Source organism: Pseudalkalibacillus hwajinpoensis, from assembly GCF_015234585.1.
GTDB lineage: Bacteria > Bacillota > Bacilli > Bacillales > Guptibacillaceae > Guptibacillus > Guptibacillus hwajinpoensis_B.
Window position 1 is genome coordinate 21,515 of the sequence record NZ_JADFCM010000010.1, and the last position, 17,284, is coordinate 38,798.

18 protein-coding genes, 2 tRNA genes and 1 rRNA gene are annotated in these 17,284 nt (G+C 41.0%); 3 read left to right on the top strand and 18 right to left on the bottom strand.

Annotation, left to right across the window (positions count from 1 at the left end):
* The 5 genes from IQ283_RS22900 to groES form a co-directional block, all read right to left on the bottom strand.
* Complete coding sequence (locus tag IQ283_RS22900; protein WP_194222475.1) at nucleotides 1-717, bottom strand: (Fe-S)-binding protein; 717 nt, start codon at nucleotides 715-717, stop codon at nucleotides 1-3.
* Nucleotides 718-796: 79 nt separating this feature from the next.
* Nucleotides 797-1,501 (bottom strand): FadR/GntR family transcriptional regulator, encoded by a 705-nt coding sequence (locus IQ283_RS22905; protein WP_242057451.1) that lies wholly within the window; start codon nucleotides 1,499-1,501, stop codon nucleotides 797-799.
* Nucleotides 1,502-1,578: 77 nt separating this feature from the next.
* Nucleotides 1,579-3,165, bottom strand: a complete 1,587-nt coding sequence (locus tag IQ283_RS22910) for an L-lactate permease (protein ID WP_194222477.1) — start codon at nucleotides 3,163-3,165, stop codon at nucleotides 1,579-1,581.
* A gap of 255 nt (nucleotides 3,166-3,420) precedes the next feature.
* On the bottom strand, nucleotides 3,421-5,064 hold the full coding sequence (gene groL / locus IQ283_RS22915; protein ID WP_194222478.1) for a chaperonin GroEL: 1,644 nt from the start codon (nucleotides 5,062-5,064) through the stop codon (nucleotides 3,421-3,423).
* Between the two features lie 43 nt (nucleotides 5,065-5,107).
* Nucleotides 5,108-5,395 carry a co-chaperone GroES gene (gene groES / locus IQ283_RS22920; RefSeq protein WP_048313430.1) on the bottom strand — a complete coding sequence of 96 codons (288 nt, stop codon included), beginning with the start codon at nucleotides 5,393-5,395 and terminating at the stop codon, nucleotides 5,108-5,110.
* A gap of 337 nt (nucleotides 5,396-5,732) precedes the next feature.
* Here groES and IQ283_RS22925 point away from each other — a divergent pair, with 337 nt between their 5' ends.
* Together IQ283_RS22925 and IQ283_RS22930 are read left to right on the top strand one after the other, a co-directional pair.
* Nucleotides 5,733-6,443 (top strand): CPBP family intramembrane glutamic endopeptidase, encoded by a 711-nt coding sequence (locus tag IQ283_RS22925; RefSeq protein ID WP_194222479.1) that lies wholly within the window; start codon nucleotides 5,733-5,735, stop codon nucleotides 6,441-6,443.
* The gene (locus IQ283_RS22930) at nucleotides 6,440-6,664 is read left to right on the top strand and encodes a YdiK family protein (protein WP_194222480.1); all 225 of its coding nucleotides are present in this window, start codon (nucleotides 6,440-6,442) and stop codon (nucleotides 6,662-6,664) included. Before IQ283_RS22925 ends, IQ283_RS22930 begins: the two co-directional genes overlap by 4 nt.
* A gap of 29 nt (nucleotides 6,665-6,693) precedes the next feature.
* Here the strand turns inward: IQ283_RS22930 and tatC are convergent, their stop codons facing one another.
* From tatC to moaC, 4 genes are read right to left on the bottom strand one after another with little or no spacing between them, the layout of a single operon-like run.
* Complete coding sequence (gene tatC / locus IQ283_RS22935) at nucleotides 6,694-7,461, bottom strand: twin-arginine translocase subunit TatC (protein ID WP_194222481.1); 768 nt, start codon at nucleotides 7,459-7,461, stop codon at nucleotides 6,694-6,696.
* 20 nt (nucleotides 7,462-7,481) lie between these two features.
* Nucleotides 7,482-7,664, bottom strand: coding sequence for a twin-arginine translocase TatA/TatE family subunit (locus IQ283_RS22940; RefSeq protein WP_194222482.1), 183 nt, complete (start codon nucleotides 7,662-7,664; stop codon nucleotides 7,482-7,484).
* A gap of 24 nt (nucleotides 7,665-7,688) precedes the next feature.
* The gene (locus tag IQ283_RS22945) at nucleotides 7,689-8,321 is read right to left on the bottom strand and encodes a redox-sensing transcriptional repressor Rex (protein ID WP_194222549.1); all 633 of its coding nucleotides are present in this window, start codon (nucleotides 8,319-8,321) and stop codon (nucleotides 7,689-7,691) included.
* Between the two features lie 45 nt (nucleotides 8,322-8,366).
* Complete coding sequence (moaC, locus tag IQ283_RS22950; RefSeq protein ID WP_194222483.1) at nucleotides 8,367-8,849, bottom strand: cyclic pyranopterin monophosphate synthase MoaC; 483 nt, start codon at nucleotides 8,847-8,849, stop codon at nucleotides 8,367-8,369.
* 263 nt (nucleotides 8,850-9,112) lie between these two features.
* Here moaC and IQ283_RS22955 point away from each other — a divergent pair, with 263 nt between their 5' ends.
* The gene (locus IQ283_RS22955; protein ID WP_194222484.1) at nucleotides 9,113-11,035 is read left to right on the top strand and encodes an ABC-F family ATP-binding cassette domain-containing protein; all 1,923 of its coding nucleotides are present in this window, start codon (nucleotides 9,113-9,115) and stop codon (nucleotides 11,033-11,035) included.
* Between the two features lie 329 nt (nucleotides 11,036-11,364).
* Here IQ283_RS22955 and tsaD read toward each other — a convergent pair whose 3' ends face one another.
* The 9 genes from tsaD to rrf form a co-directional block, all read right to left on the bottom strand.
* The gene (gene tsaD / locus IQ283_RS22960; RefSeq protein ID WP_194222485.1) at nucleotides 11,365-12,381 is read right to left on the bottom strand and encodes a tRNA (adenosine(37)-N6)-threonylcarbamoyltransferase complex transferase subunit TsaD; all 1,017 of its coding nucleotides are present in this window, start codon (nucleotides 12,379-12,381) and stop codon (nucleotides 11,365-11,367) included.
* Nucleotides 12,371-12,829, bottom strand: coding sequence for a ribosomal protein S18-alanine N-acetyltransferase (gene rimI / locus IQ283_RS22965; protein WP_194222486.1), 459 nt, complete (start codon nucleotides 12,827-12,829; stop codon nucleotides 12,371-12,373). Before rimI ends, tsaD begins: the two co-directional genes overlap by 11 nt.
* Nucleotides 12,830-12,839: 10 nt before the next feature.
* Nucleotides 12,840-13,535 carry a tRNA (adenosine(37)-N6)-threonylcarbamoyltransferase complex dimerization subunit type 1 TsaB gene (tsaB, locus tag IQ283_RS22970; RefSeq protein WP_194222487.1) on the bottom strand — a complete coding sequence of 232 codons (696 nt, stop codon included), beginning with the start codon at nucleotides 13,533-13,535 and terminating at the stop codon, nucleotides 12,840-12,842.
* Nucleotides 13,516-13,986 (bottom strand): tRNA (adenosine(37)-N6)-threonylcarbamoyltransferase complex ATPase subunit type 1 TsaE, encoded by a 471-nt coding sequence (gene tsaE / locus IQ283_RS22975; RefSeq protein WP_194222488.1) that lies wholly within the window; start codon nucleotides 13,984-13,986, stop codon nucleotides 13,516-13,518. Before tsaE ends, tsaB begins: the two co-directional genes overlap by 20 nt.
* A gap of 9 nt (nucleotides 13,987-13,995) precedes the next feature.
* Nucleotides 13,996-14,982 carry a thiamine-phosphate kinase gene (thiL, locus tag IQ283_RS22980; RefSeq protein WP_242057452.1) on the bottom strand — a complete coding sequence of 329 codons (987 nt, stop codon included), beginning with the start codon at nucleotides 14,980-14,982 and terminating at the stop codon, nucleotides 13,996-13,998.
* Nucleotides 14,983-15,167: 185 nt separating this feature from the next.
* Nucleotides 15,168-15,243: transfer RNA gene (locus IQ283_RS22985), tRNA-Asp, on the bottom strand.
* Between the two features lie 131 nt (nucleotides 15,244-15,374).
* Nucleotides 15,375-15,451, bottom strand: a tRNA-Met gene (locus IQ283_RS22990).
* A 238-nt stretch (nucleotides 15,452-15,689) separates the two neighbouring features.
* Nucleotides 15,690-16,829 (bottom strand): trans-sulfuration enzyme family protein, encoded by a 1,140-nt coding sequence (locus tag IQ283_RS22995; protein ID WP_194222489.1) that lies wholly within the window; start codon nucleotides 16,827-16,829, stop codon nucleotides 15,690-15,692.
* Nucleotides 16,830-17,094: 265 nt separating this feature from the next.
* A 5S ribosomal RNA gene (rrf, locus tag IQ283_RS23000) occupies nucleotides 17,095-17,211 on the bottom strand.
* Between the last annotated feature and the right edge of the window lie 73 nt (nucleotides 17,212-17,284).

A 17,284-nucleotide genomic window follows, 5' to 3' on the forward strand; every position in this document is an offset into this window, starting at 1 on the left:
TTACTGAGCGTTCAATACTTGTGCAATATGAAGAAACTTTACTTCCTGTCCATTTCTACGCAAACGACCACCCATATTCATTAAGCACCCCATGTCTCCACCAATTAAATAATCCGCTTGCGTCTCTCCAATATGCTCCGCTTTCTCTTGCACCATCTCTCCAGATATCAAAGAATTTTTGACAGCGAATGTACCTCCAAATCCACAACAATCCTCTTTCAGTGGCAGATCAATAAGATTTAGTCCTTCTACATTTTCCAATAAAATTCTCGGAGCATCCTTCACACCCAATAAACGAGTCATATGACAAGAAGGATGATATGTTGCCGTTCCAGTAAACGTTGAACCAACGTCTTTTACATTTAGCACTTCAACTATAAATTGTGTTAACTCATATGTTTTGCCTGCCAACTTACGTGCTCTTTCAGCCCACTCCGGTTCATCAGCTAACACTTTCGGATATTCTTTAATCATATGGACGCATGAACCTGAAGGTCCAACGACATATTCAGATTGTTCAAATGCCTTGATCATTTGTTTCAACCCTTTAATCGACTCGCTTTTGTATCCGCTGTTATAAGCTGGTTGTCCACAGCACGTCTGTCTAGCTGGAAAGTCCACTTCACATCCAAAGCGCTCTAACAATTCCACCGTATCCTTCCCTACATCAGGCGTGAACGTGTCACATAAACAAGTAATAAATAACGAAACCTTCATAATAATACCTCCTATTTTAAACATAAGGTCATCTGATGACCATGATAAATAAAAAAGGAAACTGCTAATATCAGATCCCTTATTTTATAAAGTGGGCTAGTGAATCTTCCACATTGTTAAGATGTGCTAACATCGCCTCTCGTGCTTTTTCCTCATTACGAGATTCAATCGCATCTAATATTCTTTCATGTTCCTGTAACAAACGTTCTGTGCCTTCCGGCGTATGCAGTAATTTTCGCGTTTCTCGCATCGCTTGTATCATAATTTCAGAAACACTATTCATTAAGTTAATCAGCATTTGGTTGTGACTCGCATTAACCAAAGCCATATGAAACGCTAAGTCTGCCTGATCACCAATCTCCCCACTACCTTTTGCCTCTTCCATCTTCCTAAGGGCGTCCTTCATAGGAGACAAATCTTCTTCTTGATGTGAGGAAGCTGCTGATCCCGCTGCGCCGACCTCTAGAATCTTCCGCACTTCCAATAATTCTTTTAGATCTTCTGATTTCATCAAAAATGCTACGGATACTGGAAGCGAAAAACGCGAAGCATCAAAGGACTTCACATACGTCCCTTCCCCCTGTCGCATTTCAAGAATTCCCATTGCTCGAAGCGCACTTAAAGATTCTCGTATAGCAGACCTTCCAACATTGAAGTTCTTTGCCAACACTTCTACGCTATCGAGTTTATCTCCTGACTTTAAGCTGCCACTTTTTAACGATTCGAGTAGAGAATCTGCAACTTGTTCATAGATCTTTTTCGATCGAATCGGTTTGTATTCCACCATTCTTCCTCCAACTTCCCATCATATGTTACTTCTATTTTACTCTAAATCTTACAAATGGAAAAGTTATCGGGTCATTATAACAGTACCGTCGTGAATAAGGCTGCTAATCCCACCAATAATCCGTATAGCAGAGCTGGTAATAGCGTTTTTCGAATGATGTCCCCTTCTTTTCCAGAAAGACCAACGACTGTCCCTGCCGCTACCACATTATGAACACAAATCATATTGCCTGCAGCAGCGCCAATCACCTGTAGCGATAAAATTGTATCCTTCGCAAGAGCCGTTTCCTCCGCAATGCTATATTGGATAGGGGAAAAGGTTAGCGTTGACACTGTTGCACTTCCGGTAATAAAGGCTCCTAATTCACCAAGAAACGGTGCCGCAAGCACCCACATGGAACCAAATCCACTCGCAAGGGTTTGCGCTATGTATTGAGGCATGCTAATCAAATCATTCGTATTCATGCCTGAGTTCGTAAAAACCTGTACTAAAGCTAAGGTAGCGAATAACGCTAAAGCGGCATCTTTCATCGATACAATCGATTCCTTTGCAGCAGCCGAAAAATGACGGAAAGATTTTCGTTGAATGACCACTGCAATAATCGTTGCCAAAATTAATACGGAACCTGGTGAATACAAGACTTGCCACTTGGACGTTATACCCTCGATCCCGATAATATTCGTCCAGGATAAATCCACCCAACTTAATGTAAAGTTCTTTATGGAAGGTACAATTCGCGTCATTAACAATAGACCTACAATAATCAAGTAAGGAGACCACGCTGATGCTAATCCCATATTAGATCCTTTTTCTTCAATAACAAAATCCTCTTGAAGGGCATCCTGCCACGAAGTCTTTGGAAGCAAAAACCCTTTCTTTGCAGTGATCGTAGCGACAACTAAGCCAGTAAGAGAAGCTAAAATCGCAACAAACTCATGACCGAACAAAACCGCATAGATATATGCAGATGACGTATAAGTAAGTCCAATCAATAATGTCCATGGCAGCATCTCAACGCCATCCTTCAAACCTTTCTTCTTTCCAAAAAAGACAATTAGAACGACAACTAATATAAACGGAATAAACGTACCAGCAAATAAATCAAAAAAAGCAACTTGCACCCCTATATCTTGATAAAAAGACAAACCCGCATCTGGTAGATTACTAAGTCCAACTTGAATCGGCGTACCGACAGCGCCATAAGAGACGGATGAGCTATCTGCGATAAGAGCAATTGCTGCAGCTGCCAACGGTGTAAAACCTAACGCTACAAGCAGTGGTCCCGTCAATGCCGCTGGAGTACCAAACCCTGCAGCCCCTTCAATTAAAGCCCCAAATAAAAAAGCGACAATGACAATTTGGACCCGCATGTCCGTTGAAATATTTCGAAACCCTTGATTAATGCGATTCACAGCGCCCGTTCGACGAAGAGTATTTAATAACGCGATCGCCCCGAACAAAATAAATAAAATCGTGAGCGCCTTATGCGATCCTTCTAAAACAGAAGCTAAAATGACGTCTCCCTCTACTCCCCATACTAAAAAAGATAAGATGATCACAATGATTGCGCTGAAGAACATTCCCTTTTTAGCCGGCATCCGAAGGAGCACCAGAAAGAGAAATGGGGCTAAAATGGCACTTAAAGCTACAAGTAGTAACATCAACATCCCTCCGTTTTAATAGCTTCATTTTTGTTAGCGTTTTCAGTCAAAATCATAAAACAACAAGTCATCAGATGACCTGTTGTTTTATTTTATACCGATAGACTTGCTGTTACAAGTATTTTTTGTAATATAGACAGAATAGGATGTGATTTATCTATTCTCAAGTTTTAATACAAAAAAAGCTTCCCCCAGTCATAAAACTGGAGGAAGCTTTCCATTCACTCAGGTATTCTGAGCAGATGGGAGCATGAATTACATCATGCCGCCCATACCGCCCATTCCACCCATGCCGCCCATATCAGGCATGCCACCGCCGCCTGCATTTTCTTCAGGCTTATCAGCGATTACTGCTTCCGTAGTAAGAATCATAGCAGATACGGATGCTGCATTTTGTAGAGCAGAACGAGTTACTTTTGTAGGGTCAACGATACCAGCGTCAACCATGTTTACCCACTCACCAGTAAGGGCGTTAAAGCCAATACCGATTTTCTCGCCTTTAAGGCGCTCAACCACAACAGATCCTTCAAGACCAGCGTTGTGAGAGATCTGACGGATTGGTTCTTCTAGGGCACGAAGAACAATCTTAACGCCAGTTGCTTCGTCTCCAGAAGCTTCTACAGCTTGAACAGCCTTAACGACGTTCACTAGCGCTGTACCACCACCGGATACGATTCCTTCTTCAACCGCTGCGCGAGTTGAGTTAAGAGCATCTTCAATGCGAAGTTTACGCTCTTTCAATTCAGTTTCAGTTGCCGCACCAACTTTGATGACAGCTACGCCGCCAGCAAGCTTAGCAAGACGTTCCTGAAGCTTTTCTTTATCGAACTCAGAAGTTGTTTCTTCTAGCTGAGCTTTGATTTGGTTTACGCGACCAGCAATTTTATCAGTTTCGCCAGAGCCTTCAACGATTGTTGTGTTTTCTTTCGTTACAACAACTTTAGAAGCGCGACCAAGCTGAGTCATGTTCGCTTGCTTAAGGTCAAGACCAAGATCTTCTGTGATCACTTCAGCGCCAGTAAGTGTACCGATGTCTTCAAGCATTGCTTTACGACGGTCACCGAAGCCAGGAGCTTTAACAGCTACTGCGTTAAACGTTCCGCGAAGCTTGTTCACAACTAGTGTTGCAAGTGCTTCACCTTCAACGTCTTCAGCAATCATAAGAAGTGGTTTACCTTGTTGAACCACTTGCTCAAGTACTGGAAGAACATCTTGGATGCTTGCAATTTTCTTATCAGTGATAAGGATATAAGGATCTTCTAGGACAGCTTCCATTTTGTCGGAGTCTGTAACCATGTAAGGAGATGCATATCCACGATCGAACTGCATACCTTCTACTACTTCTAGCTCAGTAGCAAATCCTTTTGATTCTTCAACAGTGATAACGCCGTCGTTACCAACGCGCTCCATTGCTTCAGCGATCAATTGACCTACTTCTTCGTCAGCAGCAGAGATTGACGCAACTTGTGCGATTGACTCTTTGCCTTCGATTGGCTTAGAAATGTTTTTAAGCTCTTCAACAGCAGCTCTAGTTGCTTTCTCAATTCCTTTACGGATAACCATTGGGTTCGCACCAGATGCTACGTTTTTAAGACCTTCACGTACCATAGCTTGCGCAAGAACGGTTGCAGTTGTTGTACCGTCACCGGCAACGTCATTCGTTTTGCTAGCTACTTCAGCGACAAGCTTTGCACCCATGTTTTCGAATGCATCTTCAAGCTCGATTTCTTTCGCGATCGTTACACCATCATTCGTGATAAGTGGAGATCCGAATTTCTTCTCGAGGACAACGTTACGTCCTTTTGGTCCGAGTGTAACTTTAACTGCGTTCGCAAGAGAATCAACACCGCGAAGCATTGCGCGACGGGCTTCTTCACTGAACTTAATATCTTTTGCCATTTGTTACCCTCCTAAATGTATGTAGTGCTTTTTATTTTTGTTTTTACTTACCTACGACTGCAAGAATATCGTTTTCACGAAGAATCAAATACTCTTTACCGTCATACTTCACTTCAGTACCAGCATACTTACTGTAAATAACAGCGTCGCCTTCTGATACTTCAAGAGCTACACGCTCTCCACCATCAGTTAGTGCACCGCTACCTACAGACACGACGCGACCTTCCTGTGGCTTTTCTTTCGCAGAATCTGGAAGTACGATCCCACTAGACGTTTTTTCTTCTAATTGAATTGGTTCGATGACTACTCGATCACCTAAAGGCTTTAACAACTCAAACACCCTCCTCAGATGGAAATTATGGTTTGATTCGTTTTTTAGCACTCACCATCGTCGAGTGCTAACACATGTATATAATAAATAATTCACTATTCTTTTGCAAGTACTAAAGTTGATTTTTTTTCAGTTTTTTATTTTCTCCGTTACTCGTCACTATGTGACATAAACTGATAAGACTTATGGCCTGTTTTTCGATTATATTCGATATGGCTATATAAACCAGTTATACGAAGTCTTATGAACGGCATTCCCTTAAGAAAGTGTGTTAAACTAATACGAGTATGCAAAATGCCATTTACGGCATGCAAACCATTAAAAGGAGTTATGCTTCTTGGCCAAACATTATTGGACTATATTGATTACTTATATTGTAATGCAGCTCTCAGGATTAGTAGGCGTTCCCCTACTTCAGGAATTAAACATCCCTGATCCGGTCGTCACTTGGTCAGTCTTTAGTTTTCTGACAGCACTGATTATCATGCTATTTCTTCTCCGTTCCACTCCGGACGTCCCTTTTGAACGCTCAAAGCGCGTCTCTCCTGGTCAGGCGGTTGGATGGAGCATTCTAGGCGTATTCATGGCTTATGCTTCCCAGATTATTGCTGCGATGATCGAAATGAACGTATTTGGGATTGATCCTGGTTCTGAAAACACAGAAATGCTGATAGAAGTCGCAAAAGCGGCACCTGTTTTTATTATTGTGACATCAATTATCGGACCAATTCTTGAGGAAATTGTTTTCCGAAAAGTTATTTTCGGTTCGTTATACAAACGATTTAATTTTTGGATTGCCGGCATACTCAGCTCTGTTATTTTTGCAGCGATTCATTTTGACTTTTCTCATATTCTTATTTATACAGCAATGGGACTCACCTTCGCCTTTCTTTATGTAAAAACGAAGCGTCTGATTGTACCAATCATTGCTCATATGACGATGAATACATTTGTTGTATTAATTAACGTCTATTTTGCTGATGATATTATGGAGATGGAAAAGCAGCTGAACGAGATGCAATCGTTTATTGGAGGACTCTTTTCATGAAACTTTCACCAACTGTAATGGGTTTTTTCTACTTGGGACTTGGATCCCTCTTCACCTACCTGGCGATTCAAAGCGCTAGTAGTAACGGGGAAATATGGAGTGTTTATACCATTGTGCTTATGGTTCTCGCTACAATAGATTTTGTTTATGCTATTCGTTTCTTCGTCTTGAAAAGAAGGATAACGGAACTAAAGAAAAAAGATGATAACAAAAAGCGATAGGGGCTCCCCCTATCGCTTTTTATTTGCATTTAATTATTGCTCTCTTCCTGAGCTTCCTCAAGAATCCGTTTTGCTTCAGCCTGCAATCTTTTACGATAGCCATATCGTGACACAATGATACTAAATTCATACAGAAGTAACAGTGGTACTGTAACCATAAGATGTGAAATGATTTCAGGTGGTGTAATCATCCCCGCTATAACAAGAAGGACAAAATAGGCATACTTTCGAATCTGTACAAGCATAGCTGGATTTAACATACCAAGCCTTGTAAAGAAAAGAACGATGACTGGCAACTGAAAAACAAACCCAAATGGCAACGTTAATTGAAACAAAAAACTGAAATATTGATTCGCTCCGTACATTTCTTGAATGTTAAGACTTTGAGCAAGATTCCCTACAAAATCGATGACAAACGGAAATAAAACGAAGTAGGAAAAGGATACACCACCAAGAAATAAAATAAACACTGCGGGAATATAGGATAGCGTCACTTTCCGTTCATGTTCAAATAATCCTGGTGAAATAAATGCCCACAGCTGATAAAGCGCCAGTGGAGATGTCATAATAAAAGCAATTAAAAAAGCGAAGCTGAAATACACTTTCAATGGGTCAGTCAGATGAAACGCGTTCATCGGTATACCCTGCGCTTCAGGAGCATGTTGCAAGAACACAATGACTGGCTTAGCCAGAAACAGCCCCGCAATAAAGGAAAGAATTAAGAAAACGACTGTAATAATAATCCGTTTTCTTAATTCTTCTAAATGATCATAGATGGATTGCTTCTGATCCTCCATTCACTATCCGTCCTAACCGATTACTTGTCGTTATTTTTCTTTTCGTTTGGTTCATCATCATCATCCGCTAAACCTTTTGTTGCATTTTTAAATTCACGAAGCGTATTTCCTGCCGCTTTACCAAGCTCAGGTAATTTCTTAGGTCCAAAAATAATCAAAGCAACCACAGCAACTAAAGCGATACTTGCGCCACCCATTCCCATGCGTGTCACCTCCTTATCATGTCGTTATACTGGATAATGTTTCATGAAATAAACAAGTGCTTGTAACTCAACTGCAAGATCAATATGATGCACTCGAATGTGATCCGGCACCGTTAATCGCGCCGGCGTAAAGTTTAATATTCCTTTTATTCCTGTTTGATCCATCTGATCGGCAATCGATTGAGCAACATGAACTGGTACGGTTAAGATAACGACGGAAACGTCATTTTCTCTCAGCCGCTTTTGAAACTCGTCGATATGATAGACTGGAACGCCACCAATCTCCTGTCCTACTTTTTCAGAGTCTGCGTCAAAAGCAAGTTCGATCTTTGTATTATTATTTTTAATGAAATTGTAGTGCAGGAAAGCCGTTCCAAGATTACCCACGCCAATAAGCGCGACTTTTGTCGTTTCATCCTGATCAAGAGTCTTACTAAAAAAGGATAACAAATAATGAACATTGTACCCATAGCCTTTTTTACCAAGAGCACCAAAATAACTGAAATCTCTTCGAATTGTAGCAGAATCGACCTTGATGGCATCGCTAAGCTCTGCTGACGAAACGCGCTGTTTACCTGATGCACTTAAATTTTTTAAATATCGATAATAGAGCGGCAGTCTTTTTGCTGTCGCCTGCGGAATTTTTGTCTGATCAATATCCATACACTACCTCCGTATTGATCTCCGCGCTCCATCGTCACGTTATTCGCGCGCATAATCCCCGCTTTTACCTCCTGTTTTAGTAACAAGATAGGTTTCCCCGATAACGATGCCTTTATCCACCGCTTTACACATATCATATACCGTCAATGCTGCTGCCGAGGCTGCCGTCAGCGCTTCCATTTCAACGCCAGTACTTCCGCTCGTCTTCACATGAGCCTCAATAATTAGCTCATAGGCTTGCGACTTCTCCTGCCAGTCAAAATGAAGGTTAACGCCAGAAAGCGCTATCGGATGACACATGGGGATGAGATCAGATGTTTTTTTAGCTGCCATAATTCCGGCAATTTGAGCGACTTGAAGCACATCGCCTTTCTTCATCGTTCCTGATTGAATACCAGAATAGATATCTTCACTCACCTTTACGCTCGTTCGTGCTGTTGCAGTCCGAACGGAGGGAGTTTTATCAGAAATATCGACCATTCTTGCTCGGCCTTCTTCATTAAAGTGAGTAAATGAACTCATATTTGCCCCTTTCCTCATCCGAAGATGATAGAAGGATAATGCTGCTACTTGTGACTATACACCATTTCTTTCGATTTTGCTGTTTTTTTGATGACTTTTTTTGTTAACTCATGCACATTCCTTTAGTTGCTCAGCTCGTCCTCTCTACGGTAAACTTAAAGGAAACTCGGATAATGCCGAACTATCGGTGATACACCAGGAAATAACCTTTCCTTACTAACCGCTTTTCACGGATTTAAGGAAGGAAATAGAGGTGAAAGAACATGATCGTATTGCAAGTTAATGGACTCACCAAATCATTTGGTGCTGATACCATTTTATCGAATATTAAATTAGAAGTACAATCACGAGACCGTGTAGCACTTGTCGGACGTAATGGCGCAGGCAAGTCCACCCTTCTCAAAATGATAACAGGTCAGCTTTCCTATGATTCAGGAGACATTATTAAGCCGAAAGATGTCTCCATCGGCTATATGGCGCAGGATACAGGTCTAGAATCAAATTTATCAATCTGGGAAGAAATGCTTGGCGTCTTCAATCGTTTGCGGAAAATGGAATTTGAACTCAGGAGTTACGAGCAGAAGATGGGCAATCCTGATGTTTACGAGAATGAAACTGAATACGAACGAATTTTAAAAGAATACGATGAACTTCAAGTGGCCTTTAAAGATCAGGGCGGTTACAAATACGAAGCAGACATTCGTACGGTTTTACACGGACTCAACTTTAAAGACTTTGATTACAGCACAAAAATCTCAACGTTAAGTGGCGGTCAGAAAACACGCCTTGCGCTTGGTAAGCTTTTACTAACAAAACCAGAATTACTTATTCTAGATGAGCCCACTAACCACCTGGACATCGAAACACTTACTTGGCTTGAAGGCTATCTTCAAAACTATTCTGGTGCCTTATTAATCGTCTCTCACGACCGTTATTTTCTCGATAAAATTGTAAATAAAGTTTATGAAGTATCACGTCATCGTGCGGAGAGATTTGAAGGTAATTACAGTTACTACCTTGATGAAAAAGAACAACGGTATGAACAGCAATTAAAAGAGTTTGAGAAGCAACAAAAAGAAATTGCCAAGCTTGAGGAGTTTGTTCAGAAGAATATCGTTCGCGCCTCAACTACGAAACGAGCACAAAGTCGTCGCAAGCAACTTGATCGAATGGAGCGACTAGATAAACCTAAAGGCGACGAGAAATCTGCTAATATTACGTTCGGGATTGATAAGCAAACTGGTAACGACGTCTTAACGCTGAGAGAACTAGCGATTGGCTATCCAAATAACACCATAAATGACAACCTAACATTTGATTTGAAGCGCCAAGAGAGCGTTGCGCTTGTAGGGCCAAACGGAATTGGGAAATCAACTCTACTTAAAGCGATCGTATCAGGTGAAACTCTCCTCAATGGTGATATTCACTATGGCAGCAATGTTCAAATTGGCTTCTATGACCAGGAACAAACCAATCTTCACTCGAACAAAACCGTCTTAAAAGAACTATGGGATGACTTCCCACTAACAGACGAGAAAGATATTAGAGCAGTTTTAGGACGCTTTCTTTTCACTGGTGACGACGTTTTGAAGAATGTCTCTGATTTAAGTGGGGGCGAAAAAGGGCGTCTAGCGCTTTCCAAGTTGATGATGCAAAAATCAAATCTACTAATACTGGATGAGCCAACAAACCATCTTGATCTAGATAGTAAGGAAATTCTTGAAGAAGCACTTATTCAATTTCCTGGTACAATTCTATTTGTCTCGCACGATAGATATTTTATTAACAGAATCGCGACGCGCGTCATTGAACTTTCAACTGATGGCGTAACACCTTATCTAGGTGATTACGATTACTATGTTGAGAAAAAGCAAGAGCTTGCTGAATTAGCAGCGCTTGAGCAACAAAAGAACAATGTCACACAAGATGCTCCATCTGCTAAATCAACCTTTCAACAGGATAAGGAAACGAAGCGCCAGGAACGACAAATGCAAAGACGAATTGAAGAAATTGAAAAAGAGGTCGACAATGCTGAAGTTCGCATCGCAGAAATAGAAGAAGAGCTTTGCATTCCAGAAGTTTTTGAAGATCATGAAAAAGTAATGAAATTAAATGAAGAAATGGATCATCTTCGTCATCAAACGGAAACTCTCATGGAAGAATGGGAGCAATTACAAGAAGCATAAGAAAAAACAGTCCACTGTGGACTGTTTTTTTATTAGGTAAGAATTTTCCGACATATTCACACTATCCACATACTTATACACAATTAATCACCTGTTATGACTAATTTCTTAAAAACTATCAACATTACCCACAGGTCGATAACCAATTATCCACAAAATGACCACTTTCAAAAAAACGGCGAGGGAATCCCTTTCCTCTCCCTATATCCACATTATCCACTATCGTGTGGATAACTGTTCTTATTAAAATACCTCACCTTAAACATGAAAAAACGTCTGTTTAGCTTTCTGATAAATGGATGGCTTTTCTTCAAATAAAAAAACCGGGATTAGATTCCCAGTTCTAATCCCGGATTTGCATTAAGTTGTAAGCTAGATCTCTTCCCTTTACGATAAGCTATCGTTCCAGCCGCTGCAATCATAGCTGCGTTATCAGTACAATAATAAAGTGGCGGAATCACAAGCTCTGTCTCACTGTCGTTGAATGCTTCTGTTAAAGAACTTCTAAGTCCTTTATTAGCAGCTACACCACCAGCAAGTACAACCTGTTTCACTCCATACTCCTTTGCTGCTCGTAAAGTTTTAGTTACAAGAACTTCTACGACCGAAGCTTGAAAACTTGCCGCAAGATCCTCAGGCTTTAACTCTTCGTTTCTTTGCTTTGCATTATGAACAGTATTGATAACCGCGGATTTCAAGCCACTAAAACTAAAATCATAAGAACCTTTTTCAAGCCAGGCACGAGGAAGGGGGACGGATTCCTCGCCTTCCGCCGCTAGTCGATCAATATGCGGTCCGCCTGGATAAGGTAGCTGAAGCGTTCTTGCTACTTTATCATAGGCCTCACCCGCTGCATCATCACGCGTTTCTCCTATTACCTCAAACTCACCCTCAGATGGCATATAAACAAGCTCTGTATGGCCTCCTGAGACGACGAGAGCAAGCAATGGATATGTTAGCTCTGCTATAAGCTGATTCGCGTATATGTGCCCAGCAATATGATGAGTACCGATTAGCGGTTTTTGATGAGCGAAAGCAAGTGCTTTTGCTGTATTCACACCTATTAAGAGTGCCCCCACTAGTCCTGGGCCTTCCGTTACAGCAATCCCATCAATATCGTCCATCGTAACGTTTGCCTCGTCCAATGCTTCTTCTAAAATCAGCGTCATCTGCTCCACATGATGTCTTGAAGCAATTTCTGGTACAACCCCACCAAACCGTTTATGACTTTCAATTTGAGAAGCCACGACATTGGCCAAAACTTTTTTCCCATTTCTTACAATCGCTACTGCCGTTTCATCACAGCTCGTTTCAATACCTAGTATTAATTCATTTTTATTTTCCATTAAAATTCACCCACATAACTAGCGCATCCTCATGATTATCAGTGTAATAATTTTTGCGGATGCCGCCTTCTTCAAATCCAAATTTCCGATACAAGTTTTGCGCAACTTTATTAGATACGCGAACTTCCAAAGTCATGGTCAACGCTCCACGTAATTTCGCAAAATGAATGGCTTTCTTAAGTAGTGCTTCTCCTAGCTTCATTCCCCTATAGTCCGGATGAAGCGCTATGTTTGTAATATGTGCTTCATCGATGATGACCCACACACCACAATATCCCGCTATTTCTTCCCCAACCTCGAGCAATAGATAAGTAGCAAAATGGTTAATTACAATTTCATTATAGAAAGCGGATTTGCTCCAAGGCGTAGGGAACGTTGCATGCTCAATTCGCATGACAGCTTCTATATCTTCAATCGTCATCGATCGAAACGATACCGTCTCATTCATCGTTAATCCCCTACTTTTTCTGTGAAGCCAGCCATTTCGCTTCAGCTTCAGCCATTCTTACATAGTTTGGTTTAAACTGATGGACATCTTCTACCGGTTCTTTACAAGACCCTAATCTTGCAAGATCAGAAGGACGAGCATTCAAACTGCTACTCGGTGCAAAAGTTGCTTTCTCTCCTAAAATCGCTTCGATTTGTTCCTTGTGTAGATTTAAATCGCCACTAATAAATAAGAAGCGCTCATAGCGATCTTTATTCTCTTTCAACCAGTCTTCAAATAGGACGATATGATCGTCGGTTTCTCTCTCGACATCTGTTCCATTTGCTCGATATACGCTCAAATAGACCTGTCCTCGTCTAGCATCAAAAAAGGGAATAATGGCTCCAGAAAAATAACGGCCGTTCTGGCCCAGGACTTCTAAACTCGAAACACCCACAAGTGGAATGTTTAATGTCCAAGCAAGCGTCTTAGCAATACTAATGCCAATACGAAGACCTGTATAAGAACCTGGTCCCTCAGCTACTACAATACGATCAAGGTCAGTAGGCTTTAATTGAACCTCTTCTAGCAATTGCTCAATAGCAGGCATCAACCGAACCGAATGGTTTTTCTTTATATTTGTTATGATTTCTCCAACAATTGTGCCTTCCACCATAACGGAGACACCCATACAATAATTCGAAGAATCAATGGCTAGTACTCTCATGTTGCAACTCCTTACATAACGACTCATAAAAAGGACCAAAGGGTCTCAATATTAGTCGACGTTCTGATTCTCTTTGATGATAAATTTCAACTCTGAGAAGTTCTTTTGGAAGCATGTCATGTATGAATTTTGCCCATTCCACTACAGTGACCCCTTCACCTTCAAAGTATTCGCTAAAACCAAGGTCTTCATCACTCTCTTCTAGACGATATGCGTCCATATGAAACAGAGGTATTGTACCTTCATATTCTTTGATAATCGTAAAAGTCGGGCTGTTTACCACTTTCGTAACGCCTAGTCCTTTTCCGATTCCTTTTGTAAATGTTGTCTTGCCAGCACCTAGATCTCCTTCAAGTGTTAATACACTGCCTGGCTTAAGCTTTTCTGCAAGCTTTTTACCAAACTCCATCGTTTCATCTGGAGACTTCATGATGAAAGCATATCCACTCATGGTCATCACCTATTCCTTAGACGAGAAGTGATTGTAACCCTTCTTGTCCAGTTTGAATTTTTGATCTTTATAATTCATCCATACACTTGTCCGCTTATCCTCTACATAACCAATCCGAAAAATTTTTTCATCGTGCGCCTCGAAAAGTTCTACAACCTTTTCCCAATTCTCCTCAGCAACCGTTCCGATAAGTTCATAATCTTCTCCACCATTTAACATCCATTCTAACCGCTGAAAGGAAGAATAAGCATCGAAGCCCTCAGGAGCTGGAATCGTATCCTGATTCAGTATAATAGAAACGCCACTTGCTTCAGCTAACTCATGGGACTCACTTGCAATTCCATCACTAACATCATTTAATGAAATCCGGTACCCACTTTTTGCGAGAATACGTCCTTGCTTTATTCGTGGACTAGGTTCTTGATGATATTTTACATAAGGGGCTTCATTCCCTTCCCCTTTAAGCAAAGAAGAAAGTCCTGCTGCAGACCCACCGACAGGTCCAGTAAGAAAGACAATATCTCCAGCTCGCGCATTACTTCTCAGAAGTTTGCGTCCTTTCTCGATTTTACCAATCACAGTAATTGCAATGTGAAGATCGCTTCGCGTCGAGACTGTATCTCCGCCGATCATATCTATTTCATAGTCATCAGCAATTTCTTTCATACCTTTATAAATTTCTTTCAGCTGCTTAGACGACCAGCCTGTCTGAGGTACTGATATCGATACAAGGTAAAACATCGGAATTCCGCCCATAGCAGCGATATCACTTATATTGACGGCAAGCGCTTTTCTGCCAATTTGAAAAGGGGAGAGCGTACTTTTTTTGAAATGGATTCCTTCCACCATTGTATCCGCACAGGCGATTTCATCCCAGTCTGATCCAATACGATAAAGAGCAGCATCGTCTCCAATCCCTTGAATCAATTCTTCACGAAATGTATAAGCTGGCTTAATGGATTGAATAAATGCAAATTCATCTTTCACCAAACTCATCTCTCTTTCTATTTTATAAAAAAACCTTAGGAATTTCATCCTAAGGTGCTTTTTCTATCAGTTTATCTTACTTAACGACAAATTCACATGTTTGTTTAGAAAAACTTCTATTTTTCCTAAGGTTTATAGGAAAAAAAACGATTTTAGAGTATAAAAAAAAAGCGATTCTATCGCTCTATTAGAAATGGCGGTCTCGACGGGAATCGAACCCGCGATCTCCTGCGTGACAGGCAGGCATGTTAACCGCTACACCACGAGACCAAGTTATGCAATGTTTGAACAATATACACTTACGATTGTGAGAAATAATACCAAGTTATCAGTTTAGGTTGCCCCTAAAGGGACTACAATAAAAATTTAACAAGGAAGATTAATCGACGTAGGTAAATTTTTGGTTGCGGGGGCAGGATTTGAACCTGCGACCTTTGGGTTATGAGCCCAACGAGCTACCGAACTGCTCCACCCCGCGACGATATAAAAAATAATTTGCGCCTGCTTCTTTATGCAGTGCACTGTTTCTTCCTCTGCAAGATTATGCTACGATGCGTATCCGTCGAAACAACTCGATGTTGTCTCATTGAAGTAACGCTCGTTGCTCCACCCCGCGACGATATGAAAGAACTTAATATGTCTCTCGGACACAAGTACTACTATACCAGATAAATGTAATGAATGCAACCTTTAGGAGAAAAAGAAAAAAACCCCTATTAGAGGGATTTTTCCACAGCATTTTTGAATGCTTCTACAATATCATTTTCGTTTTCAATTCCTACAGAAATACGGACGAGCTGCTTGTTGATCCCCAGCTTCTGTCTAGTATCTTCAGGTACTGTTCGATGGGAGGTGGCTATAGGATAAGAAACGGTGGTATCTAATCCAGCCAGAGTCGGTATAATCTTCACCCATCCTAGTGACTTGAAGAACGTTTTCACATCGGTTGCATCCTCTAATTCAATGGAAACCATTGCCCCAGATCCTCTTTCAGCTACATATTCTGGATAATATACATTCTTTATGCCTTTAACGTCTTTCAGTTGGCTTGCAAGAAATGCAGCATTCCTAACATGCCGTTCCATTCGTACACTCATCGTTTTTAACCCACGGCACCCTAGCCACGCTTCGAATGGACTAAGGTTAGCACCAAGGTTAATCACTTTGGCTTTTGCTTTAGCCATAAGATCTTCTCTGCCTACTAGTACGCCTGCTGTTACATCACTATGTCCGCCAATGTATTTTGTTGCGCTATGTACAACAAGATCAATTCCAACTTGATAAGGTTGAAGAAGATACGGAGTAGCAAACGTATTATCTATCATTGTAATTAGTTCGTGCTTTTCACCAAGTTCTTTAAGAAGGGTTAGATCCTCTACTCTTAAAAGGGGGTTTGTTACTGATTCCGTATAAAGTAACTTTGTGTTTGGACGTATGGCATGCTCAATTTTTTCTATGTCAGTAAAATCAACAAAAGAAACTTCTATGCCGAAGTCAGGGAGTTCTTCATTAAAAAGAGAGTATGTACCTCCGTATAGATCTTCACAAGCCACAATGTGGTCGCCAGCCTTAACAACAGCAAGTACTCCTGCAAGAATAGCAGATAAACCTGAAGAAGTTGCAATGCCTTTAGGAGCCCCCTCAAGGTCTGCTACACCCATTCCAAGATCATCTGTATTCGGATTGCTAACCCGCGTATACAGATAGTCTTTTTTACCTTCATAAAAAGATTCCAAATCATCGAGATCTTCAAACACAAAGGCAGAGGTTTGATAAATCGGCTGAACCTTACTAACTGTATCTGCTTTCGTCTTTCGCGGAAAACGTACTGCTTTAGTATCAAAATGAAAATCCATTTATTTTCCCCTTCCCCTTAATAAAATTCTTTTTCATTAACTGTACGTGTTCTAGAGAGTAATTTCAAGAAATACAGTTCGAAATTTTCAATTAATTTTTCTTGTTAAGCACCACGTTCTGGCTGGATAGAATTAAAATGCTTACTCACATGCGATTATTCCGCGATATTTTATATAATTCCGCGAAATCCGGTTTTTTCCCGCGAACGTAAAAAAACCATACAAAAAAGCGAAAAACCCTCAGGTCTCTCGCTTCTCTTATGTTGCCCAGCGACGTCCTACTCTTGCAGGGGGAGATCCCCCAACTACCATCGGCGCTGAAGAGCTTAACTTCCGTGTTCGGCATGGGAACGGGTGTGACCTCTTCGCCATCATCACTAGACTAACAGGATGTTAGTCGTTCGGTGTTCACCACAGGACGTGGTGGCACTTAATCGAACTTCCTTATTTCAGGT